At 40.0% G+C, this 25222-nt stretch carries 21 protein-coding genes and 4 pseudogenes; 10 read left to right on the top strand and 15 right to left on the bottom strand.

Annotated elements, in window-relative coordinates:
* Positions 1-342 precede the first annotated feature (342 nt).
* The 5 genes from nikA to nikE are packed head-to-tail and all read left to right on the top strand — an operon-like array spanning position 343 to position 5454.
* Positions 343-1959: a nickel ABC transporter substrate-binding protein gene (nikA, locus tag NST16_RS04765; protein ID WP_340884391.1), complete on the top strand. Its 1617-nt coding sequence runs from the start codon at positions 343-345 to the stop codon at positions 1957-1959.
* Positions 1960-1968: 9 nt separating this feature from the next.
* Positions 1969-2913, top strand: coding sequence for a nickel ABC transporter permease subunit NikB (gene nikB, locus NST16_RS04760; RefSeq protein ID WP_340884389.1), 945 nt, complete (start codon positions 1969-1971; stop codon positions 2911-2913).
* Complete coding sequence (gene nikC / locus NST16_RS04755) at positions 2910-3740, top strand: nickel ABC transporter permease subunit NikC (RefSeq protein WP_340884387.1); 831 nt, start codon at positions 2910-2912, stop codon at positions 3738-3740. Before nikB ends, nikC begins: the two co-directional genes overlap by 4 nt.
* 18 nt (positions 3741-3758) lie before the next feature.
* On the top strand, positions 3759-4586 hold the full coding sequence (nikD, locus tag NST16_RS04750) for a nickel import ATP-binding protein NikD (protein ID WP_340884384.1): 828 nt from the start codon (positions 3759-3761) through the stop codon (positions 4584-4586).
* A gap of 31 nt (positions 4587-4617) precedes the next feature.
* Positions 4618-5454, top strand: a complete 837-nt coding sequence (nikE, locus tag NST16_RS04745; RefSeq protein ID WP_340884380.1) for a nickel import ATP-binding protein NikE — start codon at positions 4618-4620, stop codon at positions 5452-5454.
* A 642-nt stretch (positions 5455-6096) separates the two neighbouring features.
* On the opposite strand, the gene NST16_RS04740 is transcribed toward nikE, so the two are convergent.
* Positions 6097-6861 carry a metal-binding protein ZinT gene (locus NST16_RS04740; protein WP_340884377.1) on the bottom strand — a complete coding sequence of 255 codons (765 nt, stop codon included), beginning with the start codon at positions 6859-6861 and terminating at the stop codon, positions 6097-6099.
* A 201-nt stretch (positions 6862-7062) separates the two neighbouring features.
* On the opposite strand from NST16_RS04740, the pseudogene NST16_RS04735 reads away from it, so the two are divergent.
* Positions 7063-7181, top strand: a pseudogene (locus tag NST16_RS04735) (aldo/keto reductase); the annotation flags it as partial.
* 99 nt (positions 7182-7280) lie between these two features.
* On the opposite strand, the gene NST16_RS04730 reads toward NST16_RS04735, so the two are convergent.
* From NST16_RS04730 to NST16_RS04715, 4 genes are all read right to left on the bottom strand, one after another.
* Complete coding sequence (locus NST16_RS04730; protein WP_340884375.1) at positions 7281-7637, bottom strand: SH3 domain-containing protein; 357 nt, start codon at positions 7635-7637, stop codon at positions 7281-7283.
* A 48-nt stretch (positions 7638-7685) separates the two neighbouring features.
* The gene (locus NST16_RS04725; RefSeq protein ID WP_268450277.1) at positions 7686-8045 is read right to left on the bottom strand and encodes an SH3 domain-containing protein; all 360 of its coding nucleotides are present in this window, start codon (positions 8043-8045) and stop codon (positions 7686-7688) included.
* A gap of 250 nt (positions 8046-8295) precedes the next feature.
* Entirely contained in the window at positions 8296-8949 is a 654-nt protein-coding gene (locus NST16_RS04720) for a VOC family protein (RefSeq protein ID WP_010335062.1), read from the bottom strand.
* Between the two features lie 525 nt (positions 8950-9474).
* Complete coding sequence (locus NST16_RS04715; protein WP_095713405.1) at positions 9475-10173, bottom strand: aspartate/glutamate racemase family protein; 699 nt, start codon at positions 10171-10173, stop codon at positions 9475-9477.
* 320 nt (positions 10174-10493) lie between these two features.
* On the opposite strand from NST16_RS04715, the gene NST16_RS04710 reads away from it, so the two are divergent.
* The gene (locus NST16_RS04710) at positions 10494-10823 is read left to right on the top strand and encodes a CotD family spore coat protein (RefSeq protein WP_340884359.1); all 330 of its coding nucleotides are present in this window, start codon (positions 10494-10496) and stop codon (positions 10821-10823) included.
* Positions 10824-11021: 198 nt separating this feature from the next.
* Here NST16_RS04710 and NST16_RS04705 read toward each other — a convergent pair whose 3' ends face one another.
* The 3 genes and pseudogenes from NST16_RS04705 to NST16_RS04695 form a co-directional block, all read right to left on the bottom strand.
* Positions 11022-11300 (bottom strand): HPr family phosphocarrier protein, encoded by a 279-nt coding sequence (locus NST16_RS04705; RefSeq protein ID WP_340884356.1) that lies wholly within the window; start codon positions 11298-11300, stop codon positions 11022-11024.
* Positions 11301-11435: 135 nt separating this feature from the next.
* A pseudogene (locus NST16_RS04700) lies at positions 11436-11644 on the bottom strand (aldo/keto reductase); the annotation flags it as partial.
* A 55-nt stretch (positions 11645-11699) separates the two neighbouring features.
* Positions 11700-12105, bottom strand: a pseudogene (locus NST16_RS04695) (MerR family transcriptional regulator).
* Between the two features lie 389 nt (positions 12106-12494).
* Here NST16_RS04695 and NST16_RS04690 point away from each other — a divergent pair.
* Together NST16_RS04690 and yraA are read left to right on the top strand one after the other, a co-directional pair.
* Positions 12495-13544: pseudogene (locus NST16_RS04690) on the top strand (NAD(P)-dependent alcohol dehydrogenase).
* A gap of 291 nt (positions 13545-13835) precedes the next feature.
* Complete coding sequence (gene yraA, locus NST16_RS04685; protein ID WP_010335069.1) at positions 13836-14345, top strand: cysteine protease YraA; 510 nt, start codon at positions 13836-13838, stop codon at positions 14343-14345.
* Positions 14346-14450: 105 nt separating this feature from the next.
* On the opposite strand, the gene NST16_RS04680 is transcribed toward yraA, so the two are convergent.
* From NST16_RS04680 to NST16_RS04655, 6 genes are all read right to left on the bottom strand, one after another.
* Positions 14451-16499, bottom strand: a complete 2049-nt coding sequence (locus tag NST16_RS04680; RefSeq protein ID WP_340884351.1) for a glycoside hydrolase family 32 protein — start codon at positions 16497-16499, stop codon at positions 14451-14453.
* 140 nt (positions 16500-16639) lie between these two features.
* A complete protein-coding gene (gene levG / locus NST16_RS04675) occupies positions 16640-17467 on the bottom strand; it encodes a PTS fructose transporter subunit IID (protein WP_326218063.1) in 828 nt (275 codons plus the stop codon).
* Positions 17468-17487: 20 nt separating this feature from the next.
* Positions 17488-18291, bottom strand: a complete 804-nt coding sequence (gene levF, locus NST16_RS04670) for a PTS fructose transporter subunit IIC (protein WP_229146705.1) — start codon at positions 18289-18291, stop codon at positions 17488-17490.
* Between the two features lie 4 nt (positions 18292-18295).
* The gene (locus tag NST16_RS04665) at positions 18296-18796 is read right to left on the bottom strand and encodes a mannose/fructose/sorbose PTS transporter subunit IIB (protein WP_326191030.1); all 501 of its coding nucleotides are present in this window, start codon (positions 18794-18796) and stop codon (positions 18296-18298) included.
* On the bottom strand, positions 18796-19236 hold the full coding sequence (levD, locus tag NST16_RS04660) for a PTS fructose transporter subunit IIA (RefSeq protein WP_010335074.1): 441 nt from the start codon (positions 19234-19236) through the stop codon (positions 18796-18798). Before levD ends, NST16_RS04665 begins: the two co-directional genes overlap by 1 nt.
* A 191-nt stretch (positions 19237-19427) precedes the next feature.
* Positions 19428-22238 (bottom strand): sigma 54-interacting transcriptional regulator, encoded by a 2811-nt coding sequence (locus NST16_RS04655; protein ID WP_340884342.1) that lies wholly within the window; start codon positions 22236-22238, stop codon positions 19428-19430.
* 680 nt (positions 22239-22918) lie between these two features.
* Between NST16_RS04655 and NST16_RS04650 the strand changes: the two genes are divergently transcribed.
* The gene (locus tag NST16_RS04650; protein WP_340884339.1) at positions 22919-24292 is read left to right on the top strand and encodes an amino acid permease; all 1374 of its coding nucleotides are present in this window, start codon (positions 22919-22921) and stop codon (positions 24290-24292) included.
* A gap of 280 nt (positions 24293-24572) precedes the next feature.
* Here NST16_RS04650 and NST16_RS04645 read toward each other — a convergent pair whose 3' ends face one another.
* On the bottom strand, positions 24573-25205 hold the full coding sequence (locus NST16_RS04645; protein ID WP_010335077.1) for a LysE family transporter: 633 nt from the start codon (positions 25203-25205) through the stop codon (positions 24573-24575).
* Positions 25206-25222 lie beyond the last annotated feature (17 nt).

Below are 25222 nucleotides of genomic sequence, written 5' to 3'. Positions count from 1 at the left end.
GGAGATGTCCTTTCTCTACTTTATTTCAGCGTATAATAGTTTTCTGTTCTTTCTCTTTCAATTCTATTGGAGTTTTCGGAGAGATCTTCTCCACTATCAAAAGATAGTAAAATATGACAATTTTTCCTGTTCTGGTTATGTTAAGTCGGTTGCATCTTAATTATTCGAAGGATTACTTGTTACCCTTTTCGAAATCAATTACTTGTTTTTGTTGCGATTACTGCCCACTGCCGTTGGCAGAACATCAGGTTCCAAAACAATACCTATATTCTTACATTGACAAGGGTATGCTGCCTCCTTAAAATGAAAATGATTATCAACATCAATTAGGGGGAAATACAGATGCTTAGCGGGAAGATTCGTTTGAAAATTAAATTTACTTTCATATCGATACTCATCTTTTCTATTTTATTAGCAGGATGTACAAATGCAGGACAAACAGAGAAGAAAGCTCCTCACAATATGGTCACAATTGCTTGGCCTAGAGATATAGGAGAAATAAACCCACATGTCTATAATCCTTCCCAATTGTTTACGCAGTCAATGGTGTACGAGCCTTTGGTCTCTTATGAAGCGGGCGGAAAGCTTAAACCGCATTTAGCTGAGTCTTGGGATATATCTCATGACGGCAAAGTGTATACGTTTCATTTGCGTAAGAATGTAACATTTTCTGATGGGACAACATTTAATGCAAAAATCGTGAAAAAGAATTTTGACTCCATTTTAAAACATCCTGAGTTACATAGCTGGTTAGGATTTATTACAAAAATAGCTCAAACAAAAGTGATCGATAATCATACATTTCAATTGACACTGAATGAATCATATTATCCAACCATTCAGGAGCTTGCAGTTGTACGGCCTGTTCGGTTTTTAGGTGAGGCTGGGTTCCCTAAGGATGGCGATACATCAAAAGGTGTAGCAAAACCGGTCGGGACGGGCCCATGGGTATTGGAAGAGCATAAAACCGATGAATATGCGATTTTTAAACGCAATGAAAATTATTGGGGTGAAAAGCCTAAAGTCGAGAAAATCAAGGTGAAAGTCATCCCAGATGCAGAAACAAGAGTACTTGCATTTGAAAAAGGTGAACTGGACTTAATTTACGGTGAAGGCGTCATCAGTTTGGATGCATATAAGCAGCTGCAATCGACAGGTCAATATGAAACAAGCCTTTCCGAACCGGTGGCGACGAGACAGCTTGTCATGAATACAAAAAAAGAACAGCTTTCTGATGAACGTGTTCGCCAAGCCCTGCACTATGGTTTTAATAAAGACGCCATGGTGGAAGGCATTACCTCCGGATTAGAAGAAAAAGCAGATTATATTTTGCCGACAACCTTACCATACACGTCTGATATTGATGTAAAGCCAGTGAAATATGATGCGGAAAAAGCGGGAGCGTTATTAGATGCAGCAGGCTGGAAGCTTCCGAATGGCAAGACGGTGCGAGAGAAAGACGGAAAGCCTCTTGAATTTAGTTTAATGTATGATTCAGCGGAATCCATTCAAAAAGCAATGGCAGAAACGCTGCAAGCAGAGTGGGCAGCGATCGGGGTGAAGTTGAATCTTGAAGGAGTAGAATTGGCGACTCAGGTTAAACGGTTCAAAGCGAATGAATTTGATATGAACTTCTTTAGCAACTATGGCGCACCTTATGATCCGTATACATTTGTAAACATTGTCGCGTCAAAAGGATTTGGATTTAATGAAGCGATTTCGGCATATCCAAACAAGGATGAGCTATTGAAGCAGATGGCAAAAGTTCCTGAAACAACTGATAAAAAAGAGCGTCAACATCTTTACTCATCTATTTTAACTTCCCTTCAAGATCAGGGAGCCATCGTTCCGATCTCTTATATAAAAAAGACAGCGATCTACCAAAAGAATATTACAGACTTTACTTTCCCTGCCAACCGTGATGAACATCCATTTACAGGTATTCGCATTAAGCAGTAGGAGGCTTTTATGGGCATCTATATATTGAAACGAATCATGTCCATCATACCAGTGTTTCTTTTAGCTACACTTCTGACAACTGGAATGATTCAACTCTCACCGGTTGACCCGGCTGAAGCGTATGTAGCCGCAGCGCATATCCAGCCAACCGATGACATCCTAGAGCAAAAAAGACATGAGTTTGGCTTAGATCAACCATTCTTTAATCAATATGTAAACTCTATTTTGAAGAAATGCCAATTCGATTTCGGCATTTCTTATGTTTCGAATAAGCCGGTTTGGGACGAGGTTACACTCCGAATGCCAGCAACGATCGAACTTGCGCTTGGTAGTTTATTGATCGCGGTGGTTGTCAGTGTGCCTCTCGGCTTCTTTGCGGGAATGAAAAGAAATCGCGCAATTGATCATATCAGTCGCTTCATTTCCTTTTTCGGGGCATCCATTCCGACTTTTTGGTTAGGATATATGTTGGTTTTTTTCTTTTCAGTTCAATTAGATCTTTTTCCAGTAGAAGGATTTGGGACATGGCAGCACCTCGTACTGCCGTCATTGACGCTGGCGCTTCCTTTAATTGCAATGTATACAAGACTTTTGCGCGCCAGTGTTATAGAAAACCTGCAAGAACCATATGTACAATACGCAAAAATCAGAGGCTTGAAGAATAAAAGCATTATGGCTAAGCATGTATTGAAAATGGCCATTTCTCCGATGATTACAGGCCTAGGAATGAATCTTGGCAAACTTCTCACCGGAACCATTATTGTTGAAGTGGTTTTTTCTTGGCCTGGCTTTGGCCGTTATTTTATTGAAGCCATTTTCAATCGTGACATCCCTGTCATTCAATGCTATGTGTTCATAGCCGCCACATTTTTTATATTGAGTAGCTTAATCGTTGATCTCATTCAAATGTATATTGATCCGCGCATTTCCAGGAAAGAAGGGCAGTATCGATGATCACAAGCATACGCATGATATGTAAAAGTCAAAAAGTGATAACGGCATGTATTATCATATTATCAATTCTATTTCTCATCGCTGTATTTGCCCCTTGGATTGCGCCGAATAACCCTGTTGCTGTTCATTTGGCATATAAGCTGCACCCTCCATCCTTGGAGTTCCCTTTAGGAACTGATCATTTAGGAAGATGCAACTTATCCCGCCTTTTGTACGGAACACGAATTTCTTTGGGATTTGCAGTGCTCATTTTTATTTCCTCACTTGTGATCGGTCTCATCGTCGGTACGATTTCGGGATATAAAGGCGGATGGATTGATCATCTGTTAATGAGATGTTGTGATGGTGTGATGGCCTTTCCGAACTTAATTTTAGTTCTTGGTCTAGTGGGCATATTCGGACCTGGACTTCCTCAAGTCATTCTTGCCCTGATGCTTGTGCAATGGGTCTATTATGCGAGAATCTTTAGAGGAATGGTGCTTAGTCTGAAAGAGAAGAACTTTATAAAAGCCGCACAAATCAATGGGTCATCACAATGGAAGATTCTGAAAAAACATATCATACCTAATGTGCTCCCTCCCCTCGTTGTCATGGGTACATTGGAAATGGGCTGGGCCATTATGGACATATCCGCTATGTCGTTTCTTGGATTAGGCGTCCAGCCACCGGCTGCGGAATGGGGAGCGATGATTCATGAAGGTAAATCGTATATCCGGACGAACCCTGAGTTGATGATTTATCCAGGGATGATGATCATGATTGTGGTTGTAACGTTCAATTTATTGGGCGAAAGCTTATCAGAAAAATACGGAGTCAAACGTCGATGATAAAAAGGAATGAGGAAGTTGGGAACAGAACAATCACCGGTGCTGCAAGTTAGAGATTTGCATGTACAGGCCAAAACGCACAAAGGAGTTTCTACTCTAGTGCAAAACGTCAATTTCGAACTGAAGCGCGGTCAAGTCCTCGGCCTGATTGGTGAAAGCGGATGTGGAAAAACAGTAACAGGCATGTCCATTCTTCAGATGCTTGATCAGAAAACAACCAAGGTGAAAGGAAGCATTTCACTACTAGGCCGAGAATTAAACGGATTGGCAGATAAAGAAATGCGCAAAATACGCGGCAAAGAAATTGCCTATATTATGCAAAATCCGATGAACGCTTTTACCCCCGTTTTTACGATTGGTCATCAAATGATTGAAACGATTCGCTCTCATACGTCTTTTAACAAAAAGCAGGCAAAGGAGCTTGCAATCGAAGCGTTGCATAATGTGAGCTTATCCAATCCTATTAAACTTTTAAAATCTTACCCTTTTCAATTAAGCGGCGGAATGCTTCAACGGGTGATGATTGCAACCGCGGTATGCTTACATCCAAGCATTCTCATTGCGGATGAGCCAACAACCGCACTAGACGTAAATAATCAGAAGACCGTGCTGAAACATTTAGACGCCATGCGCTCTGAATGTGGAACGGCGATTTTGCTTATATCTCATGATCTGGGCGTCATTGCTGAAATGGCGGATGAAGTCGCTGTGATGCAGAAAGGAAGAATCGCAGAAAAAGCAGATGTGTTTCAGCTGTTTGATGCACCAAAGCATGAATATACAAAGAAGCTATTAGGGGCACGTTTGACATTGCCAATTGATAAACGTGCCATTGGGTCAATTTGACGAAAGAGCGGCATTTTAATGAGGTGAACAAGTGAGTTTATTACAAGTGAAAGAAGTCTCTCATCGTTATGCGGAGCGTTCATTATTCAAATGGAAATTTCAATCTAAACAAGTCCTATCCGATGTCAGCTTTTCGATTGAGAAGGGTACATGCTTAGGCTTGATTGGGCCAAGTGGAGCCGGTAAGAGTACATTGGGAAAAGTGTTGCTTGGTTTAGAACGGCCGCAATCAGGTCAAATCCTTTTTCAAGGCCATGATATGTATAGCGTAGATAAATCGATCCGGCGAAAAATCCGCCGTGACCTTCAAGCTGTCTTTCAAGATTCATACTCGTCCGTCAACCCGCGAATGACGGCGGAGCAGATTATTGCAGAACCATTAGAAAACTATGAAACCCTCACTGCGGCGGAACAAAGACGAACCATTATCGAGTTGTTGGAAAGAGTAGGCCTAAGTGAAAATGATTTAACAAAATATCCGCACCAATTCAGCGGCGGGCAATTGCAGCGGATCAATATCGCCAGAGCAATTTCGCTCAAACCGAAACTGATCGTTTTAGACGAATCAGTCAGCAGTCTGGACATGGTTACCCAAACGCTTATACTCGATTTGTTAAAAGAGCTCAAAGACGAGTTTGGGTTATCGTATTTTTTTATTACGCATGATTTGAAAGCCGCTTATCAATTGAGTGACACATTAGGTGTTCTAGATAACGGAAAATTAGTTGAGCTATACGAGTCCAAACTTCAGTTCTTTGCATCAGACCATCCAGCAGTAAAAGAAATGAGAAGCTCCATACTTGCAGAACACCCGCGCTTTCGTTCGATAGGAAGAGGAACGACGCTACAAGAAGAAAGGCGCGTGTAGATATATAGCATTTCCGGTTACATCGTTTTTTCATGATATTTGCTTTAACGAGCACGGCATGTCTCTTGTTGTTCAAAGCATGGAGTGCTGATATCAATAGAACGGTTGCACCGTTAACTGCTTTCAACTCACGGCTACACATGCCACATTTCAATCAATTTTCCTGCTTCAAATATGACATTGAAAAAGAACCGTTGACTTTAAATCATTGGTTCTTTTTCTTACTGTTTTTGCTTTCGTTGTTGTGCTCTCATAACATACACTCACAGAACTTTGAAATAATACCAGAGAAAATAAAGCCACTACCAAGTGCTTCTTCATCTTTAGTCATTTCATTTTTTCCTCATACTCTCCCCTACTCTTCACCCTATCTCCAAAAAGCTTTTACCCAACCGTTAAGTTATTACGTATCTTAACTTTGTTAATGAGCCGTCAATCCCGTTGCGAAGAGAAAGAAACGGATAAAAACGAAAGAGGGCAAAAAAGCTGCTGATGAGGAGTCAGCAGCTAAAAGTATTTAAACATTCAAACTCCATAAGGGACTAGACTAAGCTTATTTTTCCCCATTCTATCAATTTTCCATAGTGAAAAAAACCGTTTGTGTAGAAGAAATGCCATAATTCACGGTATGTTCCTCTTCATTTAATGCGCCATCATATCATGAGCAATATCGTGTCCGTCCATTTCTGACGGGTAGTAGGTAGGCCAGTTTTTCACTTCATCAAGTAAAGCTTCACGGTCCTCACCCCAATACAGATGGTAATGGCTAGCTTTAGTCGGGTAGATACTATGATCGCTAAACTGAATATACTGAGGAAGTCCTTCAGCTTTTTTAGCTAGTTTGAATATGTATCTTACCCCTCTATTGCCCGCATCATATGTTAGAATTTCGTACCCGTCATACGTATACTTACCTGAATATTCTTTTCCATTTTTGAAGAACGTTACAGTATCTTTTTGGATTACAATACGGTCAACATCTGTTTTATACCCTTTTTTATAATACTCTTTATATTCTTCAGCTGTCTTGTCACCTTCATGTTTTGATTTATATGAAAATACTTCGTCCAGAGTGCCATCTTGCAGGAATGGATATACAGATTGCCAGTCTCCTTCCCAATCAGAAAGTGAACGATCCTTTACTTGGCTGTTTTTAAAATAGCCTTCATGAATTTTTTCTGTCTCTTCATCATGTGCATGACTATGACTATGGCTATGATTATGATCGTGATCATGAGATTCTGATGTTTGCTCTTGCGTGTTAGAAGAGTTTTCTTCACCTGCTGAGGGTGATGTTGTTGTTTTATTAGACTCACCTTTAGATGAACCTGAAGTCTGACATCCTGCCAATATTAGTAATAAACCAATCATAAATATCCCTAATCTCTTTGCAAATAAAATTTTCATTACAACACTCCTTTTCCCAAAACGAAATAATTACGATTTGTATTATACAATTATCTTGTTCAAAAATCAAAGGGAAAATGCTCCTAATCTCGCTTGAATGTTGCCGGGAGCAGATGGCGATTTCATTAGAATCCTACTTCGTTAATCAGATATTCTTTTAAAATACGAAAATCTATGAGAGTCCATGAGGAGAGATTTGTTGTGAAGTATACCTTTTTAGGAAGAACAGGATTGCGGGTCAGCCGTTTATGTTTAGGTGGGTCGATACAGATGAAAAGACCGCGTTCCGTATTATGGATGAAGCGCTCGATAGCGGCATTTCACAAATGCAGGTGCGTAAGACATAATAATAGCAAAAACCATACCAATATTGTTGGTATGGTTTCTCTCGAAGAGACTCTATTGTACGAATTATATAGCTAGTTGCATTTGTAACCGACAGGGCCGTCTGAACCTGTGTAGACATATGTGTCAGAAACATATCCAATGTTCACGACACCACGTGAATCTTTCCACTGGATTTGATCCCAAATATTACTCGTTCCATACTTTCCGGTAACAGTCGTCCCATAAGCGTAACAATAGTAAGGAACACGTGAACCGCTAGGAATGGAAAGCATAATAGGATAGTTTGTACCTGGACCGCTGCGCATATTTACAGGCGCACCGCTGCTTGTTGAGACAGTAAAGTACTGAACGGCAAGTGCTTGATTGGAAAAAATGAATAATGATGCGATCATCACGGTTAACATACTCAGCATTTTCAGTTTAGTCAATGTTATCCCTCTTTCTTCAATTTCTTCATTTTAAGAACGATACATATGCTACCAGCTGCATTTAGGAACTACCGGGCCGTCTGAGCCTGTATACATATATGTATCAGAGACAAACCCATAAACGACCTCCCCGCTGGCAAGCGTCCGTTCTGTGTAGTTCCAAATATTACTCGTTCCATACTTTCCAGTTACAGTTGTACCGGTTTTGTAGCAGTAGATCGGGATGCGGGTTCCGCTCGGAATAGTCGTTACAATCCCCCAACTTGTACCTGGGCCGCTGCGCATATTTACGGGAGCACCGCTGCTTGTTGAGACAGTGTAATACTGAACTGCTTGTGCATGACTAGAAAAAATGAAGAATGACGCCATCATAACGGTTAATAAACTTGCCATTTTTAACTTTCTCAACTTATATCCTCCTCACAATAAATGTCCTGCGTCTGGTTTTCTAACATTCAGTTCAGGAATGATTCGGCAGACCATTTTCGCTCCTTTCGTTTATATATATTGATCATATTACCATCAAACAGGTATATGAGAAGTGCCATTATTACTGAATTTTCCGATAGAAGAGAGGATAAAATTTGGGAATATAGGGATGACAATGCGAGCAAAAATAATGCATGAAAGATATGTCACACACCAATTAAAAGCTTGATTACTCATCAAAATTTTTAATGATCCCTCGGTCAGTTTCAATCATAAGTGGTGCATCTATACTGTATTTATCCGAGAATATCCACCTTCTTCCGACAGGACCTAATAAAATATAGACTCCTTCTTCATACTCCCCCATGAAATGTAAATGTTTTTTTGAGAAAGGTTCATCATTTCTTTGCCGGATTCCCAACTTTAAAAGGTAGTCAAAACATTCTTTAACATGATTCGTAGATAAACCAATCTCGCTTATCCCTATTACATTGTCGGGCGTGAATTCTTTTGACCTCGTTTCCGGAGAGGTTTCTAATCGAGAAATAAACTCAACAATATTACCTGCTGGATCTTCAAAATATATCGATCTTGCCTTTGCATTTGCAAAATATACTTCATCATCACCATTTTCTTCAAGTAAATTAACCTTCTTTTTCAGCCATTCTTTAGCTTCTGCGAAAATATTCGAATGGATATTAAACGCAAAATGATAGTAATAGCGATTCACTTCGTCTTGATGCAAGGTTAAAATGCTTTCTCCCACTTGAAATGTGGCTAATGTATCAGTTAACGCCAGCCTTTTAAATTGAAGGATATCTTTATAAAAGCTTACAGTTTGATTAAAATGAGAAACAAATATTTCAAGATTTTTTATTTTCATTATTCACACCCCCTCTCTTAATATATCTAAAATGAGAAACAAATTCTTTCTACATTTAGCTTATTTAATCTACATCATTAGACTGAAAAATAAAGAACTACATAAATTTGTTTTTCATTATTATTCATTAGCTTTAAGGATGGATGAAATGAATCACCTTGGTTTTTTATTTCAAAAATCTGTAACAGCTGAAGTAAGGTCATCATCAATCTATGCCTAGGCATAGGCTTCAGGATTGTCATCTGATTCCTGAACTCGTCACCCGTGTCATGTCTAAAACTGGATAGGTATACCGTTTAGTATATAAGAACAGATATACTCACCTCACTACGCAATTGTTTTCAAAGTCTATCTATTGTGTTAGTGAGACCTTGCTGCGTCTTCAATATCTTCAAACACAATTTTCAGTGGAAAGGATCATAATATTATCACCCCTATAAAGAGCCTCCTATTTTATGACTTGTATAAACATAATAAAAAAACCGCTCTTAAAAAACGGTTTTAGAGTATAGGAAGGAACTGATTCTAAGATGAAATCGAAAGAGATTTATTCACTGCTTCTCGAGCATGGATTAAGGTTGTATCAAATATTGGCACTTTAAAATCTTCAGCTTTTACTAGTAATCCAATTTCAGTACATCCGAGAATTATTCCCTCCGCTCCTCTATTCATCAAATTATTTATGATGGTGTGATAAATGTTTTTCGATGACTGTTTAATTTCACCCAAACATAGTTCTTGATAGATAATATTATTTATTAATTCTCTTTCATTATCATTAGGCACAATAATATTAATGCCATGAGTCTCAATACGAGTTTTATAAAAATTTTGCTCCATTGTATATTTGGTACCTAGTAATCCTGCTGAACGAATATCTTGTCTGTTCATTTGATCAGCAGTTGCATCGGCAATATGTAAAATAGGTATTGTGATCATTGCTTGGATATCACTAATTACTTTGTGCATAGTGTTTGTGCATATTACAATAAAATCTGCTCCGGCTTTTTCTAATGATCTTGCTGCTTCCCCCAAGGTTTTACCAGCTTTATTCCAAGCTCCTTCTGATTGAAAGTGTTCAATCTCTTTAAAATTAACACTGTACAAAAGACACTTTGCCGAATGTAACCCCCCTAACTTCTTTTTTATTTCCTCATTGATAATTCGATAGTACTCAGCCGACGACTCCCAACTCATTCCGCCAATAAGACCAATCGTTTTCATAGCCCACCTCGATTTAAAATTCGAAATATTATTAGTATTTTAATATATAAGTCATTTTAATACCAGGACTGCTATTATCAAGTATAAAATGATTGATTGGTCTTCCAGGCCCGTAGCTACGGTGGAAATATAATTAAAATGATAGAAAACTATGCCCCTTTCTTGTCATGTGTATCGAAATCCTAAAATAAGAGCGGATTTTTTATAATATGAGTTTCTTGTCTAGGACAACCTTTTTTCTTCATCATAACTTATATTGTAAGACAAGATTTTTTGAGAGGGTGATTTTGATGAGCTGCAACAACGGTGGGTTTAGAAGTGTGGACGAATTCATGTTCGGCTCTCGTCGCGGGAACAACGGTACCAATAGCTTCAATGGTTTTAATGGGGGTAACGGAGGTAACGGAGGCAACAATGTAGAAACAATTGTTTCTCCCACAAGAAATGTTGTAAATACGACAACCAATGAACGTACTGTTAGACGTGTTCAGCCTACTCATATTGTTAATGTTAATAGAAATGTTACAAGAGTAGAAAATTATTATCCAGTGACACAATCTGTAGAGAATGAAAATATCGTTGAGGAATATGATTGTGGAAGTGACTTAAGAAATCCATGCTGTAAACCAGTAAAAAGATGCAATAGGTAATCATTCAGTAAAGATTCATTTTAGGCATCCTTATGGATGCCTTTTTTATTACCCTATCCTTTCCAATTATAAGATTTTGGGCTTTAAAATGAAGAGAAATAAGTTGGTTTCTTTAAAGATAGACATTTAACAAAACGCTCGTATAAAAAAGGGGGACTTGGAGCGAGTCCCTGAAAATGAAAGAGTGGTTTTCTTCAATCATTTCTTTGTGAACTTGTTTATTTGCAAATGATCTTCTATCACTTGTAAAGCCTGTTTCTCGTCAACGCCATTAGCTCTTATCCTAATGTGGGTATTAGGTTTAATTCCTAGTGACATCACATCAATGAGGGACTTGGGTGTATTTTTCAGATCGACAGCTTGCCCTTGATATTCAAGATATATACTGGAGCTAAATTGACAAGCCGCACGTACTAACAAGGCCGCTGCACGTGCGAAGCCTGTACTCGCGATCATTGTATACTGTTTTTCTATCATTCTCCCTGCTCCTTAGGCCTGAGAATTCCTTGAAGAATTGGAATAGGCCAGTTTTTATCATACGCCCTCTATTCTTTCTCTCAATCCGAAACATAGTATCTTGTTGATTTCCAGCAATATCGTTTTCGAGCACAATTAATGATGACCAACTATTCGGTGAGGTACATATGGTTCTTCTAGAAACCTAACTTCTTGAGTCGTCAATTTAACTGCAAGAGCATCTACGGCATCTTCAAGGTGTGACATTTTCGTAGCACCGTTACAGGCTCTTTCTGCAGCAGCCAGGCAAACGCGATATGGATACGGGGAACACCGCGTTTTTCCGCGATTTCCCCTGCTCTTTTATGATAAATGTTAACAAAGAAGGAATTGTTTCATTCATTCTAGCCTTACTTGCACTTATCCATGAAAACTTTCCATTTTGGGGTCTGCTTTTGAGTTTGTCCTCATTTTCGCGCAGTTTCCCATCATAATCCTCAATTTTTTTATTTAATCTTTTTATTGTTTCATCAATTTCTCTCCGCTTTTCTATCAACCGCTGTCTTTCGTCCGCCAGGATATTTTTGCGTGCTTCTACTGTTCGGTCTCCTTCAGTAAATAACGTTGTATATTCAATTAACGCGTCTATCGTTAGTCCAGCATTTCGCATGCATTTGATGAATTCTACCCATTTGATATCTTCTTCACCATAATCGCGGATGCCGCTTTCTTTTCGTTTTACCGGCGGGATCAATCCAACACGTTCATAATAGCGGAGCGTTGCGGCTGTTAGGCCAAACTGCTTTGCCACTTGCGTAATATTCATATTTTTCACCTCTTTATCCTGCTGTTTTTGAAGATAACACTTAAAGTTCACTTTAAGTCAAGAAGAAACAAATTGAAACTGCTGACGTATTTCTCAATCTCTTTCTTCAGGGAACCGCACGTAATACTTGGCATGATGCAACAAAAGACAGTGGGTTGCATGTAGACATTACTCCTGGAGACGGAACTGTTCATGATGAATGGTATGATACAGGATAAAACAGAATTTAATACTTAATTGTTTACTCTTATACTTTTATAAAAATATGTTTCTTAAAAAACTCTTGCCTTAAAGTGGACTTCAAGGTTTAAAGTGATGTTGAACACACCTGACAAACATCAAGTGACATGTTCTTATCTGGAAACTGACTATATGAAAGGAAGGTCTGTATGTGTAATCATCATAAAACTCGTGTATTAAGCGTACCAAATGCTAAAGCGAAATTTGAACAGACTACAATTGAAAGAAGAGAATTACGGGCGCACGACGTCTTAATCGACATTAAATTCAGCGGTATTTGCCATTCCGATATCCACAGTGCGTTCGATGAATGGGGCGGAGGAATTTTTCCGATGGTTCCCGGTCACGAAATCGCCGGAGTTGTGGTGGCTGTGGGAGCAGAAGTCACAAAATTCGCTGTCGGAGATCGCGTTGGCGTCGGCTGTTTTGTTGATTCCTGCGGAGAATGCGAATACTGCCTCAGTGGTGAGGAACAGTTCTGCACTAAAGGTGTTGTCCAAACTTATAATTCACTGGACTATGATGGAAATCCGACGTATGGCGGGTACAGCCAAAAAATCGTTGTCACTGACAGGTTCGTTGTTCGGATACCGGACAGTTTGGAGCTGGATGTCGCCAGCCCTCTATTGTGTGCAGGGATTACAACATACTCCCCTCTAAAACACTGGAACGTCGGCCCAGGGAAAAAGGTTGCGATTGTAGGAGTTGGCGGGCTTGGTCATTTGGCGATTCAATTTGCGCATGCTTTGGGTGCAGAGGTAACCGTCCTGAGCCGCTCTATGAATAAGAAAGAGGAAGCTCTTGAACTAGGGGCAGACCATTACTATGCAACCAGTAATCAAGCTACATTTACTGAATTGGCCGGGCGTTTTGACGTAATCTTAAATACAGTATCCGCGAACCTTGATGTAGATGCCTATTTATCATTGCTTCGAATAGACCGAACCCTTGTGAATGTAGGGGCACCGGCCTAGCCGGACAAATATAGTGTATTCTCCTTAATCATGGGCCGCCGCAGCCTAGCGGGTTCTCTTGTCGGCGGAATTCCAGAAACACAAGAGATGCTTGATTTCGCTGCTCAGCATGGCATTGCACCTAAAATTGAGGTGATTCGTGCCTATCAAGTGGATGAAGCATATGAGCGTGTTCTTCGCAGTGATGTACGCTACCGATTCGTTATTGATATGTCTACATTATAAATCGGAATAGTTGTAAAAAGTGGGGGTAGCCATATTATTTTTTGTTTATTGCACTCCGCTCCACAGGACGTGAAAGTCATTTAAAAAATCTATTTTTTAAAAAAGAAACAAGTTGAGAAGAGCGCTATCCTTCTGCCCCGTTTGGGCTGGCTTTTACCCTATGAAAACCATAAAATCTATAAAACAACCCCTTCGCAGGACTCTTGCGAAAAACATCTCAAGCAAATATTTTGAAGGACGATGAACGTGCCTGTTATCCTATGGTATATAGAATTCATAGGAGGTATAAATATGAGCAAAAAAATCGCTGTTCTCGTTACAGACCAATTCGAAGATATTGAATATACAAGTCCGGTAAAGGCATACGAAGAAGCTGGGCATAGCGTCGTAGCCATTGATTTGGAAGCGGGCAAGGAAGTTACCGGTAAACATGGCGAGAGAGTGAAGATCGACAAAGCGATCTCCGATGTAGATGCTAGTGAATTCGATGCCCTATTGATTCCTGGAGGATTTTCCCCAGATTTGCTTCGCGGAGATGACCGCCCAGGTGAGTTTGCGAAAGCATTCGTAGAAAATGAGAAACCTGTTTTCGCTATTTGCCACGGCCCTCAGGTACTCATTGATACGGATCTTCTGAAAGGCAAAGACATCACTGGCTACCGCAGCATCCGCAAAGACTTGATCAATGCTGGTGCAAACTACAAAGACGAAGAAGTAGTCGTTAGCCACAACATTGTAACAAGCAGAACACCTGATGATTTGGAAGCATTTAACCGCGAATCATTGAAACTGTTGAAATAACACAAAGGCACAGACGGTTTGAGTCTGTGCCTTTTTTATAGAGAAGATGTATTAGGTCTTCTCTAATCACAAGTCCTTTGATTCAAGTATCATCTTTTCAATTCTTTATCTTCTGACATCCAAGCTTCCCGCGTTGACATTCTGGAAGGCTGCTGTTGCATCCCAAACGTTCAAGCCAAATTGGCCTTCTGAGAATGCAGAATCCTCAGCATCTATCACCAGACGGTCATCCAAATATATTTTAAAGTGAGTGCCTTGAGCCACAGTTTTCAGATGATACTTTTTATTTATATCTATCGGTGTTTTATATTCAGCAATAACAGAGGCAACACCATCCTCAAATTTAAAAAATTTCACCAGATCATGTTTCGCATCCACATTGGCTACATAACCATTTTGTGCATCTTTGTCTGAACGAAACACAAGAGCTCCTGCCCCTTTTCCGTTCCCATCTTTAATTGTAATGTCAGATTCATAGGTGGAATCTGCTCCGGATGCTGAAGACATAATGAAGGAATCGCCGTCTGATCGTCCTTGTTTTCCATCAATTGTGTCAGCCCACGTACCGTTTACAGTTGTCCAGCCAGTCAAATTAGATATAAACGGTGACGCTCCCCATACTTTATTTAAAGGATGAATCGTTAGGGAGTTTACCTTAACACTGCCATTAACAGCATATAATTCAAGACCTTTGCTTGATCGATCCGGAAGAATGATGTCAGTCAACACCTGCTGCCCGTCATTGCCAAATACTTCGACTGAAGAGCGGTCAACAAAAATACGCATTTTTATCTTTCCATTTACCAGCTTCAGCGGAGCTGCTTGTTTCCCAGTGTTAAAGGTTGGATTGAAGGTGACGTTTCCGGATTGGCTTCGGTCAACGAACAGTTTGCCGCTCTTTTGATGGTAGCCGACTTTTGTATATTGATGTCTCCCTGTTCGAACCTTAAAACCAAATTCAGAAGCCGAACCTGGGTTCACTTGAAACTCTGCATTCATTTCATAAGCATCTCCAGATAGGCCCGCCAATACATTACTGCTCTCTGGCGATATGCTCTTATTTTTCCACTCATGTGAGGCTCCGCGGATGGATTGCAGCTCTGTTACTGGTGTTTGAATGACTCTGACCCCTTTAGAGAACGCTTTCAATTTCACTTCTCTTGGAATAGTCATTGCACTTCTCCATGGAGATGTAGGAACATCGTTGGCATATTGCCAATTGCTCATCCACCCTAGCCAAAGCCGCCGTCCGTCTGAAGATGGTGTATCAGACCAAGAAACAGCTGCATAAAAGTCTTTCCCGTAGTCGGTCCATAATACTTTGTCTGGCGGGTTTTCGTTCTTAAAAGTTGTTCCATCGAAACTCCCTACAAAATATTGCATGCCTGATCCTCCTGAAACCGCACCGTTTCCGACACTGACTTGCATCACCCATTTCTTTTGTTTCGGATTGCCGTCTACAGGAAGCTCAAATAGATCCGGGCATTCCCATACGCCTCCATGACTACCTTGTCCTTGCCCAAACTCACTTGCATATGTCCACTGCTTCAAGTTTTTCGATGTATAAATGAGAATTCGGTCACCAGCTGCCAGCACCATCACCCACTTTTTATCTTTTTCGTACCAAAACACTTTCGGATCGCGAAAGTCTTTTTTTCCCGGGTTAGGAATGACCGGATTACCTGAGTATTTCGTCCACGTTCTTCCTTTATCATTACTATAGGCGATGCTTTGCACTTGACCGTCTTTATGGTCCTGCGTATATATAGAGACAAGCGGCTTCTCCTTTCCGGTTTGAAAACCGCTTGTATTATTCCAATCGACCACTGCGCTTCCGGAAAAAATCGTGCCTTTTTCATCTGGTGACAGCGCTATAGGGAGATGCTTCCAATGAACTAAATCCTTGCTTACTGCATGACCCCAATGCATCGGCCCCCATTGCAGACCATATGGATGATGCTGATAAAACAAATGATACTCCCCTGCATAATAAACCATTCCGTTTGGATCATTCATCCAGTTTGCCTCTGGTGTAAAGTGATATTGAGGACGGTAATCCTCATTATAGTAGCTTGAATCGGCTGCACTTACTGGTAGTGTAATAGTAAACAGCATGGTGAACAGGATCACAACTTGAATAAGCTTCTTTTTCATTCTGATTCTCTCCTCTCTAACATTTGAACACATTCAAGAGAGACAACTGCACGAGTGGATCCGTGATAAAAGCTGTATTGAATGATGAAGAGGTTATGAGAAAGACTGCTGCAGGTTCTCCCCTTTTTACCTGTTAGCGCTTATGCCAGAAATCCAGCCCAATAGCCAAGAATACCGATCACAAATATGCCAACAATAATAAGGAGCGGATTTACTCCTTTTCGCAGCATCCATGCCACTAATAAAGTCAATCCTAAAGGCAGCACCCCCGGCATAATGCTGTCTAAAATATTTTGCACGGTTTGAACGTCAACTTTTCCGTTATCATCTTTAATTCTTGAAACAACGATTGGGATGTTGATGGTGGTCCACTTGGAGACCAAAGCCCCCATCACAAATAACCCGAGGATGGATGCACCTTCTGTCAGTTTTTGAATACGATTCCCTGCTAAATCCTGCAAAATCTCCATCCCTTTTACATAGCCGTACTTTAAACCGTAATATTTTGTGGTGAATCTGATGGCATTCAGCAGGAAAAAGAACAGCAGAGGACCGGCAATGTTTCCGCCTAAAGCAAGAGAAGCCCCTAAAGCAGCCAATACGGGACGTACGGTTCCCCAGAAAATAGGGTCACCCACACCCGCTATCGGACCCATTAAACCGATTTTCATCCCGCTTATTGCTTTCCCGTCAATTCCTTTATTGTTCGCCATTTCTTCTTCCATGGCAGCTGTCACCCCAAATATGGGTGCGGACAGCCACGGATGTGTATTAAACCATTCCAAGTGCCGCTGCAATGCTGCGTTTCTTTTCGCTCCCGGACCGTACAATTTTTTGATCGCCGGTATCATCACATAGCAATATCCCATTGCCTGCACACGTTCAAAGTTAAATGAGCCGAGCAAGAAATTCGAACGGATAAACATACTGAAAATGTCTTTTTTCGTTAATCTTTTTTCTTTCTCCATTTTTCATCCCCCCTCGTTCTTTATGCATCAAGATCATCATCATCATAGACAGCGGCATTGCTGCCGTCTGTGGCTGCGGCGACTGCTCCGTGTGCGCTATGTTTTTGCATAACCTGCTGATATAAAAGTGCCAGACAAAGGCCGAGAGCGCCAAACCCTACTAAATTGAAATCGGTAAACGCTGCCAACAAAAAACCAATATAGAAAAACGGCTTCAGATAAGGGATATTCATCATATTGATTACCATGGCATACCCCACAACAACAATGATGCCTCCGCCTATTTGCAACCCTTTGGTAATGACTTCCGGAATATTTCCCAAGAACGCCTGAACAGCGCTCACACTGATTAAGGCCACAATCAAAGTCGGTATCATGACACGCAGCGCTTGAAACACCATAGCGGTAATATGCATAATTTCAATTCCTTTGATATTTCCCTCCCTCGCGTATTTATCAGCACGGTGAATGAAAAAGACAGTAATTGTTCGGACAAAAATAGTAAGCGCTTGACCTGCAGCTGCCAAAGCAACAGCGACGGCAATGCCTTCACCAATGCCTTGATCAGCGGTAATCACCAAAATGGTTGAAATCACAGAGGCAATAGCTGTATCCGGTGCCATGGCAAGGCCGACATTCATCCAGCCCAGCGCCATCAGCTCCAGCGTTCCTCCTAAGATAATTCCTGTTTTCAGATCACCCAGCACCAGGCCAACCAACGTGCAGGCAATCAGCGGACGGTGTGTTTGTCCTTCATCCAATACACTTGCTATACCTGTAATGGCTGCAATGATTAACAACAAAATAATTTGTATTGACGTCATCATCTCATCCCCTTGATGATTTTGTTACATTTCTTAAAATCTCCAAAAAGTCTTCGCTGGCATCAGAAGGCAGCTGCCTCAATTCCAGTGTGACGCCTAATTCATTTAATAATTCAAACGCCTCTATATCCTTTTCCGTTACGCTGACTGATTTGGTGATTTGCCGGCGATTATTCTCAAAACGCATACCTCCGACATTTACGGTTTTGATAGGGACGCCTGCTTCTATAAGAGATACAACATCGGATGGTTTTTCAAACAAGAGCATCGCCGTTACCCCTTCGTAGCGCGGACTATGAAACGCCTTTGCCATTTTAGAAACTGACACGGCACTCGCCTTTACATTGGAAGGAGCAACCGAAAGGATCAGGGTTTTTCTCATTTCATCCTGCGCAACGTCATCTGACACCACGATGATTCGGTCTGCTGCATGGACTTTAATCCATCTTGTCAGGATTTGTCCGTGAATAAAGCGGTCATCAATTCTTGCCAATGTAATGTTCATCATAGTTCATCCTCTCTTTTTTCTTCGCTAACTGTTTTCACTTTTTCTAAATGTTCACTGCAAACTTGGAAGCTTTGCTGGCTCATTTTTTTTAAGTGATTCAGCAATTCTTTGAGTTTCATGTGTTCTCTTAGGCTTAATACCTCCAGTACGATCGGCAGGTTTATGCCGGCAGCCATATCCATCCTTTGATCCTTAGCGATAAAGGAAGCCGCTGCGTTATACGGTGTACCTCCAAAAATATCAACTAAAAACAGCACCTCATTTTCTTTCGGAATATCCTGAAGCGTCTGATGATATTTTTCTTGCAGCGTTTGGATGCCCTCTCCTTTAAAAAACGGCACCGCTATCAAATGATTTTCTTCCCCGAATATCATGCCTGAAGACTCTTTTAATGCTATGGGAAAGTCCCCATGTCCGCTAATAATGACTGAAATCATAACTCGTTTGCTCCTTTCCTTTTTCCTACACCCATTTATAATGCAAGTATCGTGCCAAAGAAGATGTGTTAAGCGTTTTCATTTGTTTTACAGCACATAATGAAAGCTGATTGAAACACTTGTGGATCCAAAAATAAACCTGTATTAAAATGGCGTTCCATTTAATACAGGTTTACGTAAAAAAACCGCTTTTAACACATGTGGCCATATACTTCTTCAGCAAAAATGGCAGCTATATATAATTTTTCATCATCGCTTATGTTCAGCCCTAATTTTTCTTCATAAGGGATTAATGTTCGCTCTGTCACCTCAAAAATCTCTTTCAGCTGATCGGTTATTTCGTCTTCTTCGGAAAAGGCAATCGGATTCTGTTTAATCACCCTTTCAAAGGCAAAAGCCGTATGCATAATCACTTTGATCATCACTGTGTTATTAAAAATGATGCCTAGCTCGTCTTGGATGGTTTGAAGCCACTCTAATAAGATATCTATAATGTGATGGGGGTTCAAAAAAACCAGATACTTTTTCAAACTATCCTCGCAAAGCTCCCGTACAATGATGTTTGTGCCCGATAATCCATTACTCATCGGGATGGTGCCTTTTGTGATCGCCTGTTGGATCATCTTCTCTCCTTCACCTTCAATTAAGACCTCCAAGGATACATGCGGAGCATTGATTTTAGGATCTTTCGTTCCTACTGTCGCAAGGATCTCATACTCTTTTTCGATTTCTTTAATGCTGTTTGCCAATTTAATCGATGATACGGTCAATATGTGGATAGGTGCATCAGAGGCCTTGTTTACGATTGTTGTTAAGATGTCTTCCAGCTTTTTCGCCGTTCCGCTGCCTGTTGTGCAGATCGAAACCAACGCCCTCTTTTTGCCTGATGAGGCGGCAGGCTGACGATCCCATAACTCAATAAAATCCTTTGTGACCGAATCATATATGGCATGTAAATGTAAATTCAGATAGTTCACCTTTCTGACGGCGTCCAGCACCATTGAGGTCGTGACATTGCTGATTGTTTTGATTTTGATGCCTGTTTTTTCTTCAAGCTTGCTTTCCAGCATTGCAAGTGACCCCATGTCAACAAGCATTAAAACACCTTCACCTTCATCTACCTGCTTCATTTTCTCCGCTAAGCGTTCCATGATTTCCGCAGGTGAAACAGAAAGAGGCATATCGACGGCCGCAATTGGGGTGCTCCCTAAAAGCTCCGTCGCTACTTCAACCATTGAACTCGCCATGCTATTTCCATGTGCGGCAACCACTATTCCCACTCTTTTGTTTTCTTTTAACGTTTTGATGGAATGAATCAGCATCGTTAAGTAGATGACTTCTATTTCCGGGACGGTTACTCTGAAGTGTTCCTGAATTTTGTCTTTAAATATGAGCGCCACCTCATACTCTTTCACATGTGTATCACGGATTTCATCTGTTTCCTGCGCATTTAAAACATCAATTTGCTTACCGCGTTTTAAAAATGAATCGATATGCATACTTAAGAAATAAATAAATTTACGGTCAAATGTGCAATTTAATTCATCTTCTGCTACTTCTTTTAATTGCTTCGTCATTTGAATCACGTCGTCCTCAACAAATGTCAGCAGATTGTCATTTCGAAAAGCCCTTTGGTTAAAAAAGCTTCTGACATGCAAATGAATATCCGTTAAAATATATTGGTTTATTTCCTTTTTGGACAAACCTTCTTTGTTTAACACTTCGACCTTTTTTTCTATCAAATGATACAAATTAAATGATAGATCATCATCAATTTTTGTTGTTTCATCTTCTACTATCGGGGATATGATGGTAGTGATATTGACATATTCAGAAATCGTTCTGCTTCTTTTCATGTTTTTGCTGCTTGACATCCAATCTTGCTTGATTTCATCCGGGAGATCCCGGACGGTCAGTTCAACAACTTCATCTCTGTCAAGATTATGTAAAAATCCATGTGCACAAACTAATTGTACATTTGATTTCAGCTGTCCCACATTCCCAAATTTCGCAGAATGAATCAATGCATTATATACATCGATATGCACACTTAGATTCTTCTTAATACGCTCTGCTTCTTTTCCCAATAAAAACGTTGTCAGGTCAACTCTCTCTTTAAGAGACCGTTCTTCCAGCGACGGAATATGAATCGTCATTGGAATTCTTCGCAAAAATGTTTTTAATAAGGCAGAATTAGGATTTTCGGTAGTTGCACAAATAAATAATACTTTCGATGTTCGTTTATGCTCAGTTTCTCCAAGGCGGTTATAAGAACCGCTGTCAATGAAATAAAACAGCATTTCTTGTCCCTCAGGCGGAAGACGATGGATTTCATCCATAAACAGTATGCCCCCGTCGGCCTGCTCAACTAAACCGGCTTTATCTTCGCTAGCGCCAGTATATGCTCCTTTCTTATGGCCAAATAATTGAGAGAGTAATAATTGAGGATTGTTATAGTAATCTGCACAATTAAATGTGATGAACGGAGAACCAGGCTTCAAAATGTCAGAATAAGTCGCAAACTGATAAATTCGGTTCGCAAAAAGGGATTTACCGGAGCCTGTTGGCCCTAAGAGGAGCATGTGCAGACCGTGTGGAGGATAAAAGACAGCTGCTTTTGCTTGAGAAATTGCTTTCTTCAAACTCCCTTTTGCTCCAATCATAAGTTCTAGTGGATTCATAGAAATGTTTTGATGTATCTTTTTTGGGTTTTCAGAAAACTGCTTCAGCTCTTTAACTTCCATTATCTCTGTATCCCATTTTTTGTTGAATGCTTTCTCCACTACTTCCACCGGAATATAGCGCACGGGAAACGTTTTAATCTTTATCACCTTTTTGGACCGCACGAGATTGTTTAATTCAAAACTGACATTGGACCGGTCTATCTTTAATTGCTGAGCAATTTCCTTTGCTGAATTTCCCTGCACGTTTAGAAGATGATGTACGTCAGTCTTAAGAAAATTTTGCAGCAGCTGGCGGTATATTTTTTCAATCCTTTTCATCTATATCATCCTTTGTCCTTATTAGTCAAAATTGAAAAAACGGACATCAGTTTTTATGCCTTGTACTGAGGATCTTATCTCATTTAAGACCTTGCATTCACATGGATCCTTTCTTTTTGAATATTCTGTTAAATGTTTTTATATGCAGGAAACAATCAGCATCCTGTCTCACCAGATTGCACCAATTAAAAATAATTACGAACAGACGCCCTTTCTATTTTTGGTGTTTTTGATCTATGATTTACTCAGGTTGTCCCCCTTCAAAAGTAATAATTCGTAAACAGTTTATCACTCTTCAGGAACATATTGATGACAAAATTCCGATACTGCGGAAAATGCATCTTATAGATCAAGACAAACAACCCAAGATCTCAATCTCTTATCATGTCTGAATGTTAACTAGTTATCTTCTTCTCACATTATTATTTTAATAAAAATAGTGGAATATATATGAGAGCGGTAGAAGAGCGATAGAAAAGAAACCCTTTACACCTCCTGATGGATATGACACCTTATAAAAATAGAGAGAAAGATAATAAATTAGTTACATTTAATTAAAAAAATCAATAAAATTTAATATAATTTAAGTTTTCCTGTTATAATGATAGATAAAAAATTTAGGAAGCTATGTACCTAAACAACCAAGATAACTTATATTTTTTATTGGAGGAAAACATAAAGTGACGGACGATTCCACTATGGACCATTCTCTGCACAAACGAAAATTGTCCAGAGGCCTTAAAAACAGGCACATACAACTCATAGCGATTGGGGGGGCAATCGGAACTGGTTTATTCCTAGGATCAGGGAAATCAATACATTTTTCAGGCCCCTCTATTTTATTTGCTTACATGATTACGGGTGTATTTCTCTTTTTCATTATGCGTTCACTGGGAGAGCTGCTCCTATCTAACGCGGGATATCACTCTTTTGTTGATTTTGTAAGAGATTATTTAGGAAATATGGCAGCATTTATTACTGGCTGGACATACTGGTTTTGCTGGATCTCACTTGCTATGGCTGATTTAACAGCTGTCGGACTTTATACCCAATATTGGTTTCCTGATGTACCCCAATGGATGCCAGGGTTCATTGCGCTTGTGATGTTGCTCATTATGAATCTCGCGACTGTCAAACTTTTTGGAGAATTGGAGTTCTGGTTCGCGTTAATCAAAATCATCGCAATACTGGCACTGATTGTTATCGGTATTGTCTTGATCATAAAAGGATTTTCCACACAGTCAAGCACAGCCGCCTTCACGAATCTTTGGAGTCACGGCGGCATGTTTCCAAATGGTTTACATGGATTTATTCTCTCATTCCAGATGGTCATGTTTGCGTTTACGGGCATTGAACTTGTGGGGCTTACTGCAGGCGAAGCAGAAAACCCAGAAAAAGTAATTCCTAAAGCCATTAACAATATCCCTATTCGGATTTTACTTTTTTATATTGGCGCTCTTCTTGTGATTATGAGTATTTATCCATGGAATATCATCAATCCTGCTGAAAGCCCATTTGTTCAAGTATTCTCAGCGGTCGGTATCATAGCAGCCGCCAGCATCATTAATTTTGTTGTACTGACATCTGCTGCTTCAGCTGGCAATAGTGCTCTATTTAGTACAAGCCGGATGGTATACTCGCTTGCCAAGGATCATCATGCACCTGAACCATTGCAAAAGCTGACTGCCTCAAATGTACCAAGCAATGCCTTATTCTTTTCAGCCATTGCCATTCTGATTGGTGTTATTCTGAACTATATAATGCCAGAGCAAGTTTTTACGCTTATCACAAGTGTTTCTACTATCTGCTTCATCTTTATTTGGGGCATTATTGTGATTTGCCATTTGAAATATCGGAAAACAAGACCAGATGTCGCAAAGGTGAATACATTTAAAATGCCGCTTTTTCCATTATCCAATTACGTAACACTGGCTTTTCTAGTGTTCATACTGGTGGTGCTGGCACTCGCGAAAGATACGCGTGTTTCTCTATTTGTCACTCCAGTTTGGTTTCTCTTATTGATGATTGCGTATAAAGTTCGTAATACTAAGTGAAAATCACAAAAAAAGACAAGGGAGTTATGATCCCTTGTCTTTTTTGTGTACTTCGAGGCACTAATAAATCTTATTGTCCTTATAGAAATCAATGTATCAGGTAAACTGCAGAAACTAAAGGGCCTTCTATATATTTTCTGCTAACAATAAGATATTGCTTGTTTTATGATCCCGCTCAGTTAGTGACATGATGTTTTTCCATACGGATATCTACCAATACACTTATGAGGAAAATAAAGAATTCTTATTTATCCATAGACTCCGTATAAATGGCCGCTCATCAACTCAAACCAGTTTTGATACCAAACCCCACTAGCATGATCCCCGTTATTTTTTGAAAAGCTTTCTGGAACTTGGGGTTTTTCATCCATTTTTTTGCGTAATCAATTATATAAACGAGAAAGAGGAACCATAACACCGCTAAAAGGGTGAGAATCGAAGCTAATATAATAAGCTGCTGGTTTACATTTCCCTTCAGATTGATGAACTGGGGCATGATCGTGACATAGACCAAAACCGTTTTGGGATTGAGAATGTTGCTAAGAGACCCTTGCATAAAGGAAGATTTATAGTATCGTTTCGGAGAAATTGCTGCGGTTTTTGCTTGGGCTTGCATGTCGTCTAAAGAGAACATATTCTTTGCAAAAAAACTTTTTATCCCTAAATAAATTAAGTATGCTGCTCCCAAATATTTGATCGTTGTGAAAAGAATCACCGACTTGGCTATAACCATTGATAAACCTAGAATGGCAATAACCGTCCAAAAAGAAAGTCCCGTTGCCAATCCGAGAATATTATAACGGCCAGCCTTTGCGCCATACCTAAGGGTATTTTTCATAACAAGCATCGTATCTGCTCCTGGAATGATAACCATCATAGCAGCTATTGGTATGTATGCGAGTAAGCTGTGCATGTTCTTTCCCCCTTTAA

Origin of the sequence: Bacillus sp. FSL K6-1005 (assembly GCF_038000225.1) — a bacterium.
In the GTDB taxonomy this organism is placed as follows: Bacteria; Bacillota; Bacilli; order Bacillales; family Bacillaceae; genus Bacillus; species Bacillus mojavensis.
The sequence above is the reverse complement of the archived record's forward strand: the minus strand, read 5'-3'. Positions and strand labels throughout refer to the sequence as shown.